This window comes from Flavobacterium sp. RSB2_4_14 (assembly GCF_051547085.1).
Classification (GTDB): domain Bacteria; phylum Bacteroidota; class Bacteroidia; order Flavobacteriales; family Flavobacteriaceae; genus Flavobacterium.
The window spans coordinates 336056-352734 of record NZ_JBPTTL010000001.1 but is presented as its reverse complement, the minus strand read 5'-3'; the positions used below and the strand labels follow the sequence as shown (position 1 = coordinate 352734).

The following is a 16679-nucleotide window of genomic DNA, read 5'->3' as shown; positions in this document are numbered from 1 at the left end:
TTTGTAATGTGTATTTTTGAATAAAAAATGCCCCGAAATTTCGAGGCATAAATTTATTGTAATTCTATTTCAAATTGTGTTAAAGCTTTGAATTGTTTCAATCGCTCATTCACTTCTTGTTTTGTTAGTGAAAGCATTCTTTCGGTTCCAAATTTCTCAACACAAAAAGAGGCCAAGTTAGAGCCGTGAATAATGGCACTTTTCATATTCTCAAACGAGATATTTTCGCTTTGCGTTATAAAACCAGCAAATCCTCCTGCAAAAGTATCACCTGCACCAGTTGGATCAAAAACTTCTTCTAATGGTAAAGCCGGAGCAAAGAAAACTTCTTTGTTGTGAAATAATAACGCACCGTGTTCTCCTTTTTTAATCACTACATATTTTGGACCCATCGTGTGAATTTTTGCTGCTGCTTTCACCAAAGAATATTCTCCTGATAATTGACGCGCTTCCTCATCGTTGATAGTTATTACATCCACACGTTTTATTACTTCTAATAATTCTGGCAAAGCACAATCCATCCAAAAGTTCATGGTATCTAAAACCACTAATTTTGGTGTTGAAGTCATTTGATCTAAAACCGAACTTTGTACCAATGGATGCAAGTTGCCTAGCATCACTACGTCAGCAGTGGTGAAGTTTTGAGGAACAACTGGTTTGAAATCAGCTAAAACGTTTAGTTCAGTAGCCAAAGTATCGCGAGAATTCAAATCGTTGTGGTATTTTCCACTCCAGAAAAATGTTTTTCCTTCTTTTACTATTTCAAGACCAGAAATATCAATATTTCTAGCGGTCAATAAATCTAAATATTCTTGAGGAAAATCACCACCAACAACCGAAACGATAGCCGATTGTAAATTAAAATGTGAAGCGGATAAACCTATGAAAGTTCCAGCACCACCTAATATTTTATCTGTTTTTCCGAAAGGCGTTTCGATAGCATCAAAAGCAACCGTTCCTACTATTAAAAGTTTGTTCATTCTTTGCGTTTCAAATTAAAGGTGCAAAGATAGGTTTTTAGTTTAAAAGTTTAAAATGGTATGTGGTTTAAGTTTTCATACACTCCTCATACACTATCCATGCTTTATCTATGGAGTATCTATACTTTATCTATAGCATAACATTAACAGAAGACCAATTCTGAAATAGCTATACAAGTTAATTGATGTATTTTTTTCAAATTAAAAAGAAATTGTCTATCGTAAAATTTTGAGAACTTATTGCTTCATGATTTTAAATTCTCGTGATAAGTTCTCTGATTTTACTTTAATCATGTATATGGAGTTTGGTAATTCATTTAAATCAATTGAAATGTCGGTGTCATTGAATCGCTTGTTAATCAAAAGTTGTCCTAAAAGATTATAAACTTCAATATTTTTGATTGTATTACTAGCTGAAATAGTCAAAATAGAACTAACGGGATTTGGGTAATATTTAAAAGATAAAAAATCATTATTATCAACACTTAAATTTAAAGAAACGGTTACAGAAAAAGGTTGACTTCTGCACTGTCCGTTGTCATTCACAGCATAATAAGTAAATCCGTTTTGTAATAGGGTATTTAAAGGCAACGGATTTGTGTCGGCAATGGCATCTTGCGAAGAGGCATACCACAATATAGTAGCTGGACCTACTACAATATCTGCTATTGTACTATTGGCATTAAAAGATTGATTGGCATTTCCAGTTGGGATAGGGAAAGGATTTATGTTAATTGTTAATGCTGAAGTTGTAGCACATTGACCAGCTGTTGGCACAAAAGTGTATGTTGTAGTTTGACTTGAATTTAACTGAGGAGACCAAACACCTATCACACCTTCTTCAGAAATTGTTGGTAAACTAGGAATTGATGCTCCTTCGCAATAGGTGTTATTTAAGTTAAATTGTGGTGTTACACTAAAGAAATCGTGTCCAGAAAAACCCCAACCTTTATTGAAGATTAAATTATTTATAGCCGCTACAGCTTCTGGACCATATTCCATAAATGTAGCACCTAAAACTTTATTATTTGGTGTATTTGGGTTATTGTTCCACCCAATGATAGTTTTAGAATAATTTTTACAATCTAAACCTGAACGATCCAACATTTCCACTAAATTAACATTAGAGTTTAACGCCCAATTACCTAAATTACGGTTGAAATTTTCGGCTTTAAAAAACATTTTTGACATGTCTGTTACATTGGAAGTATTCCAGTTTTCAATGGATGTACTTCCGCCATTGTTAAAAAGAGAAATTGTAGCAAAAGGCGCAGTAAAGCCCACAAAATCAGATCTAAACATACTAGACATATTTGTAACACTAGAAGTATTCCAATTACCAATATTTTGGTTGAATGAGAAAGCTTGATTAAACATATCTGACATATTAGTTACGTTTGAAGTATTCCAATTACCTATGTTTTGGTTAAATGAAATTGCTCCTTTGAACATACCTGACATATTGATTACATTCGCAGTGTTCCAATTGCCTATATTCTGATTGAATGCAGACGGGAAACCAGAAAAAATAGTACTAAAAAACATTTCAGACATATCGGTAACGCTTGCTGTATTCCAATTACCAATATTTCTATTAAATGCCGATGCATCTTTAAACATTTTGCTCATATTGGTTACGTTGCTTGTATTCCAATTACCTATATTTTGATTAAAATTTTGTGCGCCTTCAAACATGCTCGACATATCAGTAACATTAGAGGTATTCCATAAACTTAAAGCTTGGTTAAAACTCTGACAGCCTTTAAACATGCCAGAGAGATTGGTCACGTTTGAAATATTCCATGAATTAATATTGAATGGTGAATTTAATGCTACACTTCCTGAAAACATATTCGCCATACTTGTTACGTTGGATAAATTTGGAATATCCGTTGCATCTACCAATTGAATACCATTTGAAAAAGGATTTATAGAAGTAAATGCATTTTCCATACTTATCCATTCTACAGTTCCCCATTGATTGATTTCCGATATGCTATATGAAAATCCAGCTCCAAGAATTCTTTTAAAATTTTGAGGTTGAATGGTTAAACGAATCCTTGAATCCGCAGGTAAACCTGAAATAGTAACATTTGGTCCCTGAAAAGTACCAGAGCCAGAGGCGGGAGTTGCAGGAGGTAAAGAAACCCAAGAATAGGATACAGGACCAGTTGTAACTGTTCCAAAAGAAATACTTGTATTGCCAAAAAATGGGCTCCAAGTTGAAATAAAAGGTTGTTGAGCAAATGTCACTAAATTCAACAATGACATACAAACGATTAAAGTAAGTTTTGTTTTCATAGTTTTTTCTTGAAATTATTCATAAAAAGTTAACACTGTGATGATTTAACAGAATTTTTACAATCGTTTGACGTAAAAAAATTTTAACTTCAATAAAAATGAAAACTAACCGTTACTAAATTTTATTTCTGATTAACAGAAAACCTCAAACTAGTTTGTGCTTTTATCACAACAACTTCCCTTCTTCCTTTTCATAAAAAGCATCAATCGATAAACTTGTTATCTTTGAAACAATTTAAACTACAAAATAATCTCCTTCCAACTCATTACTTTTCCTAATGTTCGTTCTTGTTGGAACAATCCTGTGTGAACTATTGCCTTACTTTGAATTAAATCGGGTTTTAATTTTTCAAAATAGGTTAATCCTTTAAACATATCTGGCATTATGGTTTCAGTTGCTTTGATTTCAACTAGATTTAGTTCTTCTATTTGAACTCATAATAAAGGTTTTACAGCCATAAATGTGTAACTAATTTTGAAATTACACTATATTCAACTTTGAAAATACACTATAGTTGACTTTGAAAATGCACAGTACTTTATTTTAAAAATGCACAACAGTTTTTACAACAGTTTCTTATCTTCCTTTTCATAAAAAGCATCAATCGATAAATTAGGCAAGCCCGAAGCATAAACGGCTAATTCATCGCAACGTTCGTTTTGAGGATGATTGTTGTGTCCCTTGATCCACTTGAAATCTACTTGGTGTTTTCGATAGACTTTTAGGAAGCGCATCCATAAATCGGGGTTTTTTTTACCAGTGAAGTTTTTCTTTTCCCATCCAAAAACCCATTTTTTTTCCACAGCATCAACTACATATTTGGAGTCAGAAATAACCAAAACTTTCATGTTGGGATTTTTTAGTTTTTCCAAACCTACAATTACGGCTAACAATTCCATGCGGTTGTTTGTTGTAAAACGAAAGCCTTCATAGAATTCTTTTTTGTGATGCGAACCAACCAATTCCATGACTACGCCATAACCACCGTTTCCGGGATTTCCTTTGGCTGCGCCGTCGGTGTAGATGTGGACTTCGTGTTGCATTGTTAAGAGTTACGAGTCAAAAGGTTTTCAATCACTTCGGGGAAATATTGGTATTCTAAAACGTGAATTTTATTGGCAATTTCCTCTGCAGTATGGCAATCTTCGATGTTTACTGATTTTTGAAAAATGAATTCCCCTTCGTCGTAATGCTCGTTTACATAATGGATGGTAATTCCCGTTTCTTTTTCATGATTTTCCAAGATGGCTTGATGAACATGCATTCCATACATTCCTTTTCCACCATATTTTGGCAATAAAGCTGGGTGAATATTGATAATTTTATTGGGATACTTTGCTACAATAGTTTCTGGAAACTTCAAAAGAAAACCAGCTAAAACAATTAAATCGGGTTGTGAGGATTTTATTTTTTCCAAAACCACACCTTCTATAAGTTCCTCTTTGTTAAAAACAAAAGATGGAATGTTGTGGGATTTTGCTTTTTCCAACACTTTGGCGTTGGCATTGTTACAAAACACGCCAACAAAAGCAACTTTATCGTTGTTTTTGAAGTAGTTAACGATATTGTCCACATTAGAGCCATTGCCCGAGGCAAAAAATAAAATCCTTTTCATGTAAAAATCAGATTGGTTAGCACAAAAAAAAGAATAATAACTTGAATTAAAACCATGATTATGTAAGATTTTGAAATAATTTTTTTATTTTCGTATTCACATTTAGTAACAAAAATGTTGTTTTAAAATAAAGTTTTTTATTTTTGCCAACAATTTAAAATTTAAAATTAGAAATTATGTCAGACATTGCATCAAGAGTAAAAGCGATTATCGTAGACAAATTAGGCGTTGACGAAAACGAAGTTGTAACAGAAGCAAGCTTCACAAATGATTTAGGCGCTGATTCACTAGACACAGTTGAGCTTATCATGGAGTTCGAAAAAGAATTTGATATTCAAATTCCAGACGACCAAGCAGAAAATATTGCTACTGTAGGTCAAGCTATTTCTTACATCGAGGAAGCTAAAAAATAATAATTAAATTACCCGTGAAGAATTTCTGTTTTTCACGGGTTTTTATTATTTTTAATGAAAGAAAAACAGATTGATATTCAATCTCAAAAATATTGAAATACCCCTGTCTCTTTAATGATTTAATTTGAAGATTACATGGGTATTATTTGTTTAAATACAGTTGAAAAAATAACATTATGACATTAAAGCGAGTTGTAGTAACAGGATTGGGAGCACTTACTCCTATTGGGAACAATATTCAAGAATATTGGGATGCTCTTATAAACGGCAAAAGTGGTGCTGCTCCAATTACCTATTACGATACCGAAAAACACAAAACCAAGTTTGCTTGCGAAGTAAAAAACTTCAATATTGAAGATTTTATGGATCGCAAAGAAGCTCGAAGAATGGATAAATTCGCTCAATATGCTGTTGCTGCTAGTGAAGAAGCCATTAAAGATGCCGGAATTACAGCTGATAATGTTAACAAACATAGAGTAGGTGTAATTTGGGGCGCAGGAATTGGCGGGTTAGAAACTTTTCAAGATGAGGTTATCAGTTATGCACAAGGAGATGGAACACCAAGATTCAATCCTTTCTTTATTCCAAAAATGATTGCTGATATTGCTCCTGCTCATATTTCGATGCGCAATGGTTTTATGGGACCTAATTATACTACTGTGTCTGCTTGTGCGTCTTCTGCCAATGCTTTGATTGATGCCTTTAACTACATTCGTTTAGGAATGTGTGATGTTATTATTTCTGGAGGTTCAGAAGCGGCTGTAACTATTGCAGGAATGGGAGGATTTAACTCCATGCAAGCTTTGTCAACAAGAAATGAAAGTCCAGAAACCGCTTCAAGACCATTTGATGCGACACGTGACGGATTTGTTCTTGGTGAAGGTGCTGGAGCTTTGGTTTTAGAAGAATACGAACATGCAAAAGCGCGTGGTGCCAAAATATATTGTGAAGTTGGTGGTGGCGGAATGTCATCTGATGCGTATCACTTAACAGCACCACATCCAGAAGGAATTGGTGTAATTGCTGTTATGGAAAACACTTTGCGTGATGCTGGAATGAAACCCGAAGATATTGACCACATCAATACTCACGGAACATCAACACCACTTGGAGACGTAGCCGAATTGAAAGCCATTACGGCGGTTTTTGGTAGTCATGCCAAAAACATTAATATCAATTCAACCAAATCAATGACAGGTCATTTACTTGGAGCTGCTGGAGCTATAGAAGCTATTGCCTCCATTTTAGCAATGAAACATGGTATTGTTCCTCCAACAATTAACCATACTGTTGTAGATGAAAATATAGATCCAAGTTTAAATTTGACCTTGAACAAAGCACAAAAAAGAGAGGTTAAAGTAGCCATGAGTAATACTTTCGGATTTGGAGGTCACAATGCTTGTGTCTTATTCAAAAAATTAGAAGCTTAAAATTAGATGAAAATTCTAAAAAATATATTTAAAAATTCCCGTTCAACTGAGGACGGGATTTTTTTTGACGAAATTCAAAAAGTTATCGGATTTAAACCTGGAACCATAATTTATTACCAAAAAGCATTTACGCATCGCTCTACCAATAGAATGGATTTGAAAGGAAATCCAATGAATTATGAACGATTAGAATTTCTAGGTGATGCGATGTTGAGTTCAGTTATTGCGGCCTATTTATACAACGAAGCACCAGCAGGTGATGAAGGTTATTTGACCAAAATGCGGTCTAAAATAGTGAGTCGTGAGCATTTAAACGAATTAGGAAGGGATTTAAATCTCATCCGATTTGTTGAGAGTAAAGTACCTATGAGTCATTTTGGAGAAAATATTCATGGTAACATTTTTGAAGCTTTAGTTGGCGCTATTTTTCTAGACAAAGGATATGATTACTGTCAAAAATTTATTCAAAGAAGTGTCATTGTTCCCTATGTTGATATTGCCAAATTAGAAGGAAAAGTAATCAGTTATAAAAGTTTGCTGATAGAGTGGTGCCAAAAAGAAAAAAAATCCTTTAACTATGATGTTTTTGATGATGATGGGATTGATGGGCAAAAATATTTTGGCGTAAAATTGAGTATAGACAATAAAGTAATTGCCAAAGCCAGAGCCACTTCAAAAAAGAAAGCAGAGGAAAAAGCATCACAACGTGCCTATTTTGTGTTTCAAGAAAAAATTAACAATAAACTATAAATATTCCTAAAACTATAACGTTTTCGTTCACAAAATAACGTTAACACACTATCGGTTTAGTAAAAATATAGGACAGATATAGTATATTTACAACTTATTTTAGAGTGAAATGATTGTTCATAAAATGAGTTTGGATGAAATGGAAAAAGCTATTTATCAATTAGTAGCCATCCATACTTCCTTGGAAGATTATCGATTAGCCTATTTCATTAATCAAAATCTGCCTATAAATTTGAAAAAGTGTCATAGCAATATTCAAATTAGGAGCAAAGAAGGAGAAGCCCAATTGTCACGATTTGAATATGAAGATGAAAAGAAAAATGTTTTATGGAATTTAGTTCAAAATAAAAGTAGTATAACAAACCTACCAGAAAGTAATAGTCAAGATTTATTTGCCAATAGCAACAGTAAATTTTCCTCAAAAATTTATTTGCTGCCCGAATTTAAAAAAGTCGATTACTTTTTGAAAATAGAAAATGAGGAAGACGATGTAGATATTACAACAATAACCAACCTCATTAATAAAATTGAAAGAGTAAGTATCGTTTATAACATAGAATTACAAACAATAAAATCAAAAAATAATTTAATTTTTTAAGTATAATGCCAACAAGAAAAAAAACTAAAATTGTAGCCACACTTGGTCCTGCTTGCAGTTCCAAAGAGGTTATAAAAAAGATGATAGATGCTGGAGTAAATGTGTTTCGTATTAATTTTTCACATGCTGATTACGCTGATGTAAAAGAGCGAATAGACATTATCAGAGAATTAAATGAAGAATTTGGATACACCACAGCTATTTTAGGAGATTTACAAGGTCCAAAATTGCGTGTTGGAGTGATGAAAGAAGATGTAGTCGTAAATCCAGGCGATTTGATAACTTTTCAAACTGCCGAAGATGTTCCTGGAACAGCCGAAAGAGTTTACATGAACTACAAAGAATTTCCAAGAGATGTAAATCCGGGAGAAAAAATATTACTCGACGACGGAAAATTGATGTTTGAAGCATTGGAAACTAACAGAACCACAGAAGTGTTGTGTAAAGTAATTCAAGGCGGACCATTAAAGTCAAAAAAAGGGGTAAACCTGCCGAATACTAAGGTTTCTCTACCTGCTTTAACTAAAAAAGATATTAAAGATGCGCTATTTGCTATTGAGCAAAAAGTGGATTGGATTGCCCTTTCATTTGTTAGAACACCAGCAGATTTAGAAGAATTACAAGATTTGATTGCAAAACATTCCGAATATAAAATTCCGATTGTAGCTAAAATTGAAAAGCCAGAAGCGGTAGAAAACATAGATAAAATTGTAGCGTTCTGCGACGGTTTAATGGTTGCTCGTGGCGATCTTGGAGTGGAAATTCCAGCACATGAAGTGCCATTAATTCAAAAGAAATTAATCCACAGAGCCAAAACAGCTCGTATCCCAGTTATTGTGGCCACACAAATGATGGAAACCATGATTACTAGTTTAACACCAACTCGTGCTGAGGTGAATGACGTAGCCAATTCTGTGATGGATGGTGCTGATGCTGTAATGCTTTCGGGTGAAACATCGGTTGGAAATTATCCAGTGGAAGTTATCCAAAAAATGACCCAAATTATTGAAGCGGTTGAAGACTCTCCACTAATTAATGTGCCACAAAATCCACCTCACGTTAGAACAAAACGTTACATCACAAAATCTATTTGTTATCACGCAGCTACTATGGCAAATGATATCAAAGCCAAAGCCATTTCTACATTAACAAACAGTGGCTATACTGCTTTTCAAATTTCGGCGTGGCGACCAAAAGCACATATTTTAGTATATACTTCCAACAAGAAAATTCTAACGCAATTGAGTTTGCTTTGGGGTGTAAATACATTTTTTTATGATAAATTTGTCAGTACAGACGATACGGTTGATGATATCAATCAAATCGCCAAAACAAAAGGATATGTAAAAAAAGGAGATATGTTAATCAATCTAGCTGCAATGCCTGTGGCTGATAAAGGAATGGTAAACACCTTGAGAATATCTGAAATAGAATAGTTTTTTATTTTTTAAAATTAAATAATATGAATTCAAACAATCCATTTTTTAAAACAAAATCGTTTAAAGAAAATAACGAGGTAACACACAATGCTACTGTCATTGATTACAATGATACTATGACTGTTTCGGGAACTATAAACAAGAGTTTCCTAATGTTGATTTTGTTAGTTGCCAGCGCAGCCATTACTTGGATTATGACTACTAATGGACAAAATCCAATGGCTCTAACTATTGGTGGTGCTATTGTTGGATTTGTACTCGTTCTTATTGCCACTTTCAAACCTCAATATTCTACTTTTTTAGCGCCAGGTTATGCTATTTTTGAAGGATTATTTATTGGTGGTATTTCAGCTATTTTTGAAGTGATGTATCCAGGAATTGTGATACAAGCCGTGAGTTGCACTTTTGTGACTTTTATGGTTTGCTTCGGACTTTATAAATACGAAATAGTAAAAGTTAACGAAAAATTTCGATCGGTAGTTATTGCTGCTACATTAGCTATTGCTACTTATTATTTAATTTCTTGGTTATTGACTTTATTTACAAGCTTTCAACCAGTGCATTATGGAAATTCCTTAATGAGCATTGGAATTAGCGTTATTGTGATTGTGGTTGCAGCACTAAATTTATTTCTAGATTTTGACCAAATAGAAAAAGGAGTTGCCCAAAAAATGCCAAAATACATGGAATGGTATGGTGCAATGGGATTAATGATAACCCTAGTTTGGTTATACATCGAATTCCTAAGATTACTTTCTAAAATTTCGAGTAGAGATTAATTTTTAGATAAATAGTTAGTAATAAAAAAAGCGTTTCAAAATTTTTGAAACGCTTTTTATTTTTATCAGTAAAAATACTTATGCTGCAATTTTTTCAAAAGCTATAAAGTTTGTCAATTTCCCTTTTTTGTCAAAAACAGGGTAACCTTTAATGTGGCATTTATACAACGAACCGTCTTTACAATAATTAAAAATAGTTTGACTGAATGGTTTTTGTTCTTTAACCGCAATGCTTATTGCTTTTGACACCTTCGGATCAGTAAGTTTTCCTTGGAACATTTTTGGGGAATTACCAATAACTTCAATTGGTTTATAACCGTTCATGGCTATAATATTTTGAGAAGCAAAAACAATTTTCAATTTAGTGTCAGTAACTACAATAACATTTTCATCTAACAGTTCGTTTTGAAAATTCCAATTTTCATTCCATTTATTGACTTTTGAAATTTTTGTAAGACTTGCAACATCGGGAAGTGAAATTCTATATTTATCAAAAGCAGATAGAAAAAATTCCCAACTAATTAAAGGATACTGTTTGATAGACATTGTTTTGTGATATTTGTCAACAGCTATTTCATATTCTTTAAATTCAAGCATTTTATGATTTTTTTGACAAAAATACTTTTTTTGTTTAAAATTTAGCAATCAATATGAAGTTTAACTTTTGTTGAACTATAATTAAAACTCAAACTTCAACTGCACTACAACCGTCTTTTTGATTTCGGTATTCAAATTATTTAAAGAAATCCCAAGCAACCGAACCGATTCTTTCATGCGTTCTTGATACAAGAGTTCTTTTGCCGTTTCCAAGAGCAATCCTCTATCGGAAATGAAGTAAGGCAAGGTTTTGCTTCGTGTTTGTGTTGTAAAATCGCTGTATTTTATTTTTAAGGTTACGGTTTTTCCTGAAATATTATATTTTTTTAAACGCTTTTCTAGTTCGTTGGCAATTCGCTCAAGTTTTTCAAGCATAAAAATTTCTGAAGTCAAATTTTTATTAAAAGTATGTTCAGCTGCGACTGATTTTGTAATTCTATTGGGTTTGACTTCGCTGTTGTGAATGCCACGCACAATGTTGTAGAAATGCAAACCGCTTTTGCTAAAATGTTCTTCAAGAAATTCCCTCGATTTTGATTTTAAATCTTTTCCGGTAAAAATTCCTAGATGATACATTCTGTCTCGTGTGACTTTCCCAATGCCATAGAATTTTTTGATGTCTAAGTTTTCTAAAAACGACTCCACTTCTTCTGGATTAACTGTTTTTTGTCCATTGGGTTTGTTATAATCACTGGCAATTTTGGCCACAAATTTATTCACCGAAATTCCAGCGGAAGCTGTAAGCCCAACCTCTTCAAATATCCGTTTTCTAATTTCTTGTGCAATGAGTGAAGCACTAGGATTTCCTTTTTTATTTTGGGTAACATCAAGATAAGCTTCATCAAGAGACAACGGTTCTACCAAATCAGTGTAGTCATTGAAAATTTTTCTAATCTGTTTGGAAATTTCTTTGTAGCGTTCAAATCGAGGTCGTACAAATAGCAAATCAGGACAATTTTTTTTGGCTTGAATACCACTCATCGCACTTCTCACACCAAATTTTCTCGCTTCATAACTAGCAGCAGAAACTACACCACGAATTTCGCTTCCGCCAACAGCCAATGGCTTTCCCTTCAATTCAGGATTGTCCATTTGCTCTACTGAAGCGTAGAAAGCATCCATGTCAACGTGAATAATTTTTCGCAAAGAAATCGGTTCAGCCATATCACAAATTTATAGTATCTTTCGATAAAATTTGTGTCTAATGATAGAAATAGAACGAAAGTTTTTAGTCCTTTCCAATGCTTTTATAGACGAAGCATTTGAAAAAAAAAGAATTGTTCAGGGATATATTAGTACGGTTCCAGAACGGACTGTTCGTGTTCGCATTAAAGCTGACAAAGGCTATATCACCATCAAAGGAGAAAGTACTAACAACGGAACGACACGATTGGAATGGGAAAGAGAAATAAGCTTAGCCGATGCTGAGGCGTTACTTTCAATTTGCGAAAGCGGAACAATTGATAAAATTCGCCACGAAGTGAAAGTGGGAAATCATATTTACGAAGTGGATGTTTTTTCAGGAGAAAATGAAGGATTGATTATGGCTGAAATAGAATTACAATCGGAAAACGAAGCTTTTGAAAAACCACATTGGCTAGGTAAAGAAGTAACCAACGATGAACGATTTTACAATGCTTATTTGAGTAAAAATCCTTTTAAAACTTGGAAAGATTAATTAACGATTTCTAATTTCACTATAACAACTCCAGAATTTTTGTTGGAAGTAATATCCATAAAAGCTCTTCTGCTTAAATCGATTTCTCGAACTTTTGAAAATGGTCCGCGATCTGTAATTTCAACAATTACAGATTTGCCGTTTGCTTCGTTAGTTACTCTTACTTTCGTTCCAAAAGGTAATTTTTTATGAGCTGCAGTGTATTTATTATTGTCAAATCTTTTTCCGCTAGCGGTTCTTTTCCCATTGAATTTATTGTGATAGTAGGAAGCGTGAGCATTTTTTTTGATTTGTTTTACAACACCATTTTGAAATAATAGTTCAAGCGAATCTTGTTCTGTTAATGGAAATTCAGGAGCAAGAGAGTCTTTTTTAATAATAGTAAAAGTTGCATTCTCTTTTGATTCTACAACCTTCGGCTTTTCTGTTTTTTTTTCTTGAGCTTTATCTTTTTGTTGCCCATAGGCAAATGAAAAACAGGAAGACAAGATCGTAATTACAGTGGCTAAAAAGAGAATTGTTATTTTATTATTCATTTTGAATTTTTTAAAACATAAACAGATTTGCAAAAATCATACCTAGATAAAAAAAGCCCTTTTCAGGACTTAAATTTTATTTTTTTAACCACAAACTCCAAGGAATCCTGCTCAAGATTAAGAGTAAACCAATACCATAAAAAACAGCAATTGATTTAAATTTAGCCGTATTGGTTTCTGCTTTTTTATGTTTGGACCAACCAATGGTTATTAAAATTATAGCAATTATATTGGTTAAAGGATGTTCTAGTGAAGTAAGTCTTAAGGCCGCATCTTTCATTAATCCAAATGCCTCAGAACCTAATGGAGAAACAAAATAAAGAATCAATCCTACTACTAATTGAATGTGCGTAGCTATTAATCCAAATAGAGCAATTTTTCTGTCTTTGGCGGTGAATTCTCTTTTTGATGTCATTCCCATAAAGGAATTTGCAACAGCAAAAACCAATAATAATAATGCTAAATAAGCCCAACCTGAATGGAATTTTTGGATAAAATGATACATTGTTTTCTTTTTATAAAAACAAATATAACGAAAAACTCATAAAAAAACGGCAAACCGAGTTGCCGTTTTAACATTTATTTAGTACTTAAATAATATTCCAGCAGCTTGTTTGTGGAACTGTCATGGGGATTTATTTTTTTTGAATTTATTTCATCCAATATCGAATTGGCTAATTGTTTTCCCAATTCAACACCCCATTGATCATAACTAAAAATGTTCCAAATGACACCTTGTACAAAAATTTTGTGTTCGTATAAAGCGACTAATGAACCAAGTGTTTTTGGGGTTAATTTTTGAATTAAAAAAGTGTTTGTGGGTTTGTTCCCTTCAAAAACTTTAAAAGGCAATAAGAAAGCAGCTTTTTCAGACGAAACGCCTTGTTTGTCAAATTCGGCTTGAACTTGCGCTGCTGTTTTACCATTTAGCAAAGCTTCCGTTTGTGCAAAAAAGTTGGACATCAATTTGTCATGATGATCATGGTTGCCATATAAAGGTTGAACAAAACCAATAAAATCGGTAGGAATTAATTTTGTTCCTTGATGAATTAGTTGAAAAAAAGCATGTTGTGAGTTGGTTCCAGGTTCACCCCAAATAATAGTTCCCGTTTGATAATTTACAGGTTTTCCATCACGACTAATGCTTTTTCCGTTGCTCTCCATGATGCCTTGTTGCAAGTAAGGCGCGAGTTTTTGTAAATATTGGGTGTAAGGAATTAACGCTTCGCTTTCGGCACCAAAAAAGTTATTGTACCAAATGCTTAATAATGCTAAAACAACAGGGATATTTTGGTCAAAAGATTCATTTTTGAAATGTTCATCCATTTCGTTTGCGCCTTTCAATAAATCATCAAAATTTTCGAAACCAACGGCTAAACAAATAGATAAACCAACGGCACTCCAAAGTGAAAAACGTCCACCAACCCAATCCCACATCGGGAAAATATTGTCTGGATTGATGCCAAATTCGGTTACTTTTTGAATGTTAGTAGAAACGGCTACGAAATGTTTTGCAACATCATTTTGCGAAGCAGATTTTAAAAACCATTCACGAATTGTTTCAGCGTTTGAAAGTGTTTCTTGTGTGGTGAAAGTTTTTGAAGCAATCACAAAAAGTGTCGTTTCAGGATGTATTTTTTTTATTACTTCGTTTACATGATCACCATCAACATTGGAAACAAAATGAACATTTAAATGATTTTTATAGAATTGTAACCCTTCGACAACCATAGCTGGGCCAAGGTCTGAACCACCAATTCCGATATTGACAACATCAGTAAAAGGTTTTCCTTTATATCCTTTTCTTATTCCTGAAATAACTTCGTTGGAGAAGTTTTTCATTTTGTTTTTTACTTCAAAAATTTCAGGGATTACGTTTTTTCCATCTACCAAAACCGTAGCGTTTTCTGGAGCACGCAAAGCCGTGTGAAGCACTGCTCTATTTTCGGTTTGATTGATGTTTTCGCCATCGAAATAACTGGCTATAGCTTGTTTTAAATTTAACTCTTTTGCTAAATCTTGAAGCAAACCAAACGTTTCTTGATTGATACAATTTTTAGAATAATCAATTAAGAAATCTTGCCATTGAATAGAAAATTTTTCAGCTCTTGAAGTATCATTGGCAAACATTTCTTTGGTGGAAACAGTTGCCATTTGAGTGTAATGTTGTTTTAATTTTTTCCAAGCTTCTGTGCTTGTCGGATTTACAGTTGCTAACGCCATGCTTTTGAATTTGAAAAGCAAATTTACAACTATTGATGGGAAAAAGTAAAAGAATAATTTACGCTAACGTTGTAGTGAGAAAATATTTTTTTAAAAGTTAGTTTTTGAACTTCAAGGAAGCCGTGCTGTCTAATACTTTTTTAAGTGGGGTAATTTCTGCTAGGAATTTTTGCTTGTATTTGGAATCCATAGGAGTTGATGTTGGTAATTTTAAACGTAACGCATCTACTTGTACACCATTTTTCCAAAAACGATAACAAACGTGTGGACCAGTTGCCAAACCTGTACTTCCTACTTTGCCGATAACTTGTCCTTGTGTCACTCTTTGTCCACGGCGAACTAATATTTTGGACATGTGAAGGTATTGCGTTGCATACATTCTGTCGTGTTTTACTTTTACAAAATTTCCATTTCCTGTGGTATAACCTGCTTGTTCCACAACGCCTGCAGCAGTAGTCATAATGGGCGTTCCTGTTGGCGCTGCATAATCGGTACCATTATGCGCTTTCCATCTTTTTTGTACTGGGTGAAATCGGTTTTTGGTATATCGCGAAGTGATGTTTATAAATTTCAAAGGAGCTTTTAGGAAAAAGTTTTTAAGCGTTTTTCCTTCTTCGTCATAGTATTGCTGTTTGCCAGAACTTCCGTCTGGAGTGAAAGGGAAAGCGTAAATATTTTTCCCTTTATATTCAAAAAAAGCGGCTTTCAAACTATCAACGCCATCGTAAATAGTATCATTGATGTAGCGTTCGGTAAAGGTTAATCCAAACTTATCTCCTTTTTGTAGTTTAAAAAAGTCAATAGACCAAGCATATATTTTCGCGATTTTTGAAGCTAAAGCTGGATCGACTTTCTCGTTCGCCAATGTTTCGGAAAGTGAACCATTCAAAGCGCCAGCAATGGTTCGTGTTTTATATTTTAAAGGGCGTGTTTTTTTATTGGCTACAATTGAGTCTCTAAAATCAATGACGTAATAATTTAGTTTATCAGGTTGATATACAAAAACTTGAATTTTGTTGGTTTTGTCTTTGCTACGAAGAATGGTATAGGGTTTCCCTTTGCGAATGGTTCTTACATCAAAAGTGTCTTTTACTTTGGCAACAATGTCGTAAACTTCCTTTCCGTTTAGATTTTGCTTTTCTATCAAACTACCAAAAGTATCTCCAGATTTTATGGTATCATTGACCACATTAAAATCATGTAGATTGAATCCAAATTCCACCAATTTTGGTTTCGGTTTTGGAACTATTATTTCTATTTCTTCGGTTTTATTACAAGAGAATAAGACGAAAGTAAGAAGAAAAAATAAGGAAATTTTTTGGCGGATTTTTGACATTGT

At 33.5% G+C, this 16679-nt stretch carries 18 protein-coding genes; 7 read left to right on the top strand and 11 right to left on the bottom strand.

Translation table 11 applies throughout. The features are described from left to right. Positions 1-53: 53 nt before the first annotated feature. From ACSVH2_RS01590 to purN, 5 genes are all read right to left on the bottom strand, one after another. The gene (locus ACSVH2_RS01590; RefSeq protein WP_438091410.1) at positions 54-980 is read right to left on the bottom strand and encodes a PfkB family carbohydrate kinase; all 927 of its coding nucleotides are present in this window, start codon (positions 978-980) and stop codon (positions 54-56) included. 237 nt (positions 981-1217) lie between these two features. After that, complete coding sequence (locus ACSVH2_RS01585) at positions 1218-3281, bottom strand: BspA family leucine-rich repeat surface protein (protein ID WP_438091409.1); 2064 nt, start codon at positions 3279-3281, stop codon at positions 1218-1220. 240 nt (positions 3282-3521) lie between these two features. After that, positions 3522-3665, bottom strand: a complete 144-nt coding sequence (locus ACSVH2_RS01580; protein ID WP_438091408.1) for a hypothetical protein — start codon at positions 3663-3665, stop codon at positions 3522-3524. Positions 3666-3845: 180 nt separating this feature from the next. Further along, a complete protein-coding gene (rnhA, locus tag ACSVH2_RS01575) occupies positions 3846-4325 on the bottom strand; it encodes a ribonuclease HI (RefSeq protein WP_438091407.1) in 480 nt (159 codons plus the stop codon). A 2-nt stretch (positions 4326-4327) separates the two neighbouring features. Next, the gene (gene purN / locus ACSVH2_RS01570) at positions 4328-4897 is read right to left on the bottom strand and encodes a phosphoribosylglycinamide formyltransferase (RefSeq protein ID WP_438091406.1); all 570 of its coding nucleotides are present in this window, start codon (positions 4895-4897) and stop codon (positions 4328-4330) included. Positions 4898-5073: 176 nt separating this feature from the next. On the opposite strand from purN, the gene ACSVH2_RS01565 reads away from it, so the two are divergent. From ACSVH2_RS01565 to ACSVH2_RS01540, 6 genes are all read left to right on the top strand, one after another. Further along, the gene (locus ACSVH2_RS01565) at positions 5074-5310 is read left to right on the top strand and encodes an acyl carrier protein (RefSeq protein WP_007137004.1); all 237 of its coding nucleotides are present in this window, start codon (positions 5074-5076) and stop codon (positions 5308-5310) included. A 176-nt stretch (positions 5311-5486) separates the two neighbouring features. Next, complete coding sequence (gene fabF / locus ACSVH2_RS01560) at positions 5487-6740, top strand: beta-ketoacyl-ACP synthase II (protein ID WP_438091405.1); 1254 nt, start codon at positions 5487-5489, stop codon at positions 6738-6740. A gap of 6 nt (positions 6741-6746) precedes the next feature. Continuing rightward, positions 6747-7490 (top strand): ribonuclease III, encoded by a 744-nt coding sequence (rnc, locus tag ACSVH2_RS01555; RefSeq protein WP_438091404.1) that lies wholly within the window; start codon positions 6747-6749, stop codon positions 7488-7490. Between the two features lie 109 nt (positions 7491-7599). Further along, positions 7600-8088, top strand: coding sequence for an IPExxxVDY family protein (locus tag ACSVH2_RS01550; protein WP_438091403.1), 489 nt, complete (start codon positions 7600-7602; stop codon positions 8086-8088). Positions 8089-8093: 5 nt separating this feature from the next. Beyond that, positions 8094-9524 carry a pyruvate kinase gene (pyk, locus tag ACSVH2_RS01545; protein WP_438091402.1) on the top strand — a complete coding sequence of 477 codons (1431 nt, stop codon included), beginning with the start codon at positions 8094-8096 and terminating at the stop codon, positions 9522-9524. Positions 9525-9550: 26 nt separating this feature from the next. Further along, on the top strand, positions 9551-10306 hold the full coding sequence (locus ACSVH2_RS01540; protein ID WP_438091401.1) for a Bax inhibitor-1/YccA family protein: 756 nt from the start codon (positions 9551-9553) through the stop codon (positions 10304-10306). A gap of 78 nt (positions 10307-10384) precedes the next feature. Here ACSVH2_RS01540 and ACSVH2_RS01535 read toward each other — a convergent pair whose 3' ends face one another. Beyond that, positions 10385-10903, bottom strand: coding sequence for a PAS domain-containing protein (locus ACSVH2_RS01535; RefSeq protein ID WP_438091400.1), 519 nt, complete (start codon positions 10901-10903; stop codon positions 10385-10387). An 81-nt stretch (positions 10904-10984) separates the two neighbouring features. Continuing rightward, positions 10985-12067, bottom strand: coding sequence for a DNA polymerase IV (gene dinB, locus ACSVH2_RS01530; protein ID WP_438091399.1), 1083 nt, complete (start codon positions 12065-12067; stop codon positions 10985-10987). A gap of 40 nt (positions 12068-12107) precedes the next feature. On the opposite strand from dinB, the gene ACSVH2_RS01525 reads away from it, so the two are divergent. After that, entirely contained in the window at positions 12108-12581 is a 474-nt protein-coding gene (locus ACSVH2_RS01525) for a CYTH domain-containing protein (RefSeq protein WP_438091398.1), read from the top strand. Here the strand turns inward: ACSVH2_RS01525 and ACSVH2_RS01520 are convergent. The 4 genes from ACSVH2_RS01520 to ACSVH2_RS01505 all read right to left on the bottom strand — a co-directional run bounded on the left by ACSVH2_RS01520 (position 12578) and on the right by ACSVH2_RS01505 (position 16676). Beyond that, positions 12578-13117 carry a septal ring lytic transglycosylase RlpA family protein gene (locus ACSVH2_RS01520; protein ID WP_438091397.1) on the bottom strand — a complete coding sequence of 180 codons (540 nt, stop codon included), beginning with the start codon at positions 13115-13117 and terminating at the stop codon, positions 12578-12580. The genes ACSVH2_RS01525 and ACSVH2_RS01520 overlap by 4 nt on opposite strands. A gap of 76 nt (positions 13118-13193) precedes the next feature. Beyond that, positions 13194-13622, bottom strand: coding sequence for a hypothetical protein (locus tag ACSVH2_RS01515; protein ID WP_438091396.1), 429 nt, complete (start codon positions 13620-13622; stop codon positions 13194-13196). A gap of 74 nt (positions 13623-13696) precedes the next feature. Further along, complete coding sequence (gene pgi, locus ACSVH2_RS01510) at positions 13697-15340, bottom strand: glucose-6-phosphate isomerase (RefSeq protein ID WP_438091395.1); 1644 nt, start codon at positions 15338-15340, stop codon at positions 13697-13699. A 97-nt stretch (positions 15341-15437) separates the two neighbouring features. Beyond that, positions 15438-16676 (bottom strand): peptidoglycan DD-metalloendopeptidase family protein, encoded by a 1239-nt coding sequence (locus ACSVH2_RS01505; protein ID WP_438091394.1) that lies wholly within the window; start codon positions 16674-16676, stop codon positions 15438-15440. Positions 16677-16679 lie beyond the last annotated feature (3 nt).

What these genes read in the sequence shown, in the direction of transcription:
- ACSVH2_RS01505 (WP_438091394.1), bottom strand. Translation starts at nt 16,676, where the DNA reads ATGTCAAAAATCCGCCAAAAAATTTCCTTATTTTTTCTTCTTACTTTC.
- ACSVH2_RS01565 (WP_007137004.1), top strand. Translation starts at nt 5,074, where the DNA reads ATGTCAGACATTGCATCAAGAGTAAAAGCGATTATCGTAGACAAATTA.
- fabF (WP_438091405.1), top strand. Translation starts at nt 5,487, where the DNA reads ATGACATTAAAGCGAGTTGTAGTAACAGGATTGGGAGCACTTACTCCT.
- ACSVH2_RS01585 (WP_438091409.1), bottom strand. Translation starts at nt 3,281, where the DNA reads ATGAAAACAAAACTTACTTTAATCGTTTGTATGTCATTGTTGAATTTA.
- pgi (WP_438091395.1), bottom strand. Translation starts at nt 15,340, where the DNA reads ATGGCGTTAGCAACTGTAAATCCGACAAGCACAGAAGCTTGGAAAAAA.
- dinB (WP_438091399.1), bottom strand. Translation starts at nt 12,067, where the DNA reads ATGGCTGAACCGATTTCTTTGCGAAAAATTATTCACGTTGACATGGAT.
- ACSVH2_RS01515 (WP_438091396.1), bottom strand. Translation starts at nt 13,622, where the DNA reads ATGTATCATTTTATCCAAAAATTCCATTCAGGTTGGGCTTATTTAGCA.
- ACSVH2_RS01590 (WP_438091410.1), bottom strand. Translation starts at nt 980, where the DNA reads ATGAACAAACTTTTAATAGTAGGAACGGTTGCTTTTGATGCTATCGAA.
- ACSVH2_RS01525 (WP_438091398.1), top strand. Translation starts at nt 12,108, where the DNA reads ATGATAGAAATAGAACGAAAGTTTTTAGTCCTTTCCAATGCTTTTATA.
- ACSVH2_RS01580 (WP_438091408.1), bottom strand. Translation starts at nt 3,665, where the DNA reads ATGCCAGATATGTTTAAAGGATTAACCTATTTTGAAAAATTAAAACCC.
- ACSVH2_RS01550 (WP_438091403.1), top strand. Translation starts at nt 7,600, where the DNA reads ATGATTGTTCATAAAATGAGTTTGGATGAAATGGAAAAAGCTATTTAT.
- rnc (WP_438091404.1), top strand. Translation starts at nt 6,747, where the DNA reads ATGAAAATTCTAAAAAATATATTTAAAAATTCCCGTTCAACTGAGGAC.
- ACSVH2_RS01540 (WP_438091401.1), top strand. Translation starts at nt 9,551, where the DNA reads ATGAATTCAAACAATCCATTTTTTAAAACAAAATCGTTTAAAGAAAAT.
- rnhA (WP_438091407.1), bottom strand. Translation starts at nt 4,325, where the DNA reads ATGCAACACGAAGTCCACATCTACACCGACGGCGCAGCCAAAGGAAAT.
- ACSVH2_RS01520 (WP_438091397.1), bottom strand. Translation starts at nt 13,117, where the DNA reads ATGAATAATAAAATAACAATTCTCTTTTTAGCCACTGTAATTACGATC.
- pyk (WP_438091402.1), top strand. Translation starts at nt 8,094, where the DNA reads ATGCCAACAAGAAAAAAAACTAAAATTGTAGCCACACTTGGTCCTGCT.
- ACSVH2_RS01535 (WP_438091400.1), bottom strand. Translation starts at nt 10,903, where the DNA reads ATGCTTGAATTTAAAGAATATGAAATAGCTGTTGACAAATATCACAAA.
- purN (WP_438091406.1), bottom strand. Translation starts at nt 4,897, where the DNA reads ATGAAAAGGATTTTATTTTTTGCCTCGGGCAATGGCTCTAATGTGGAC.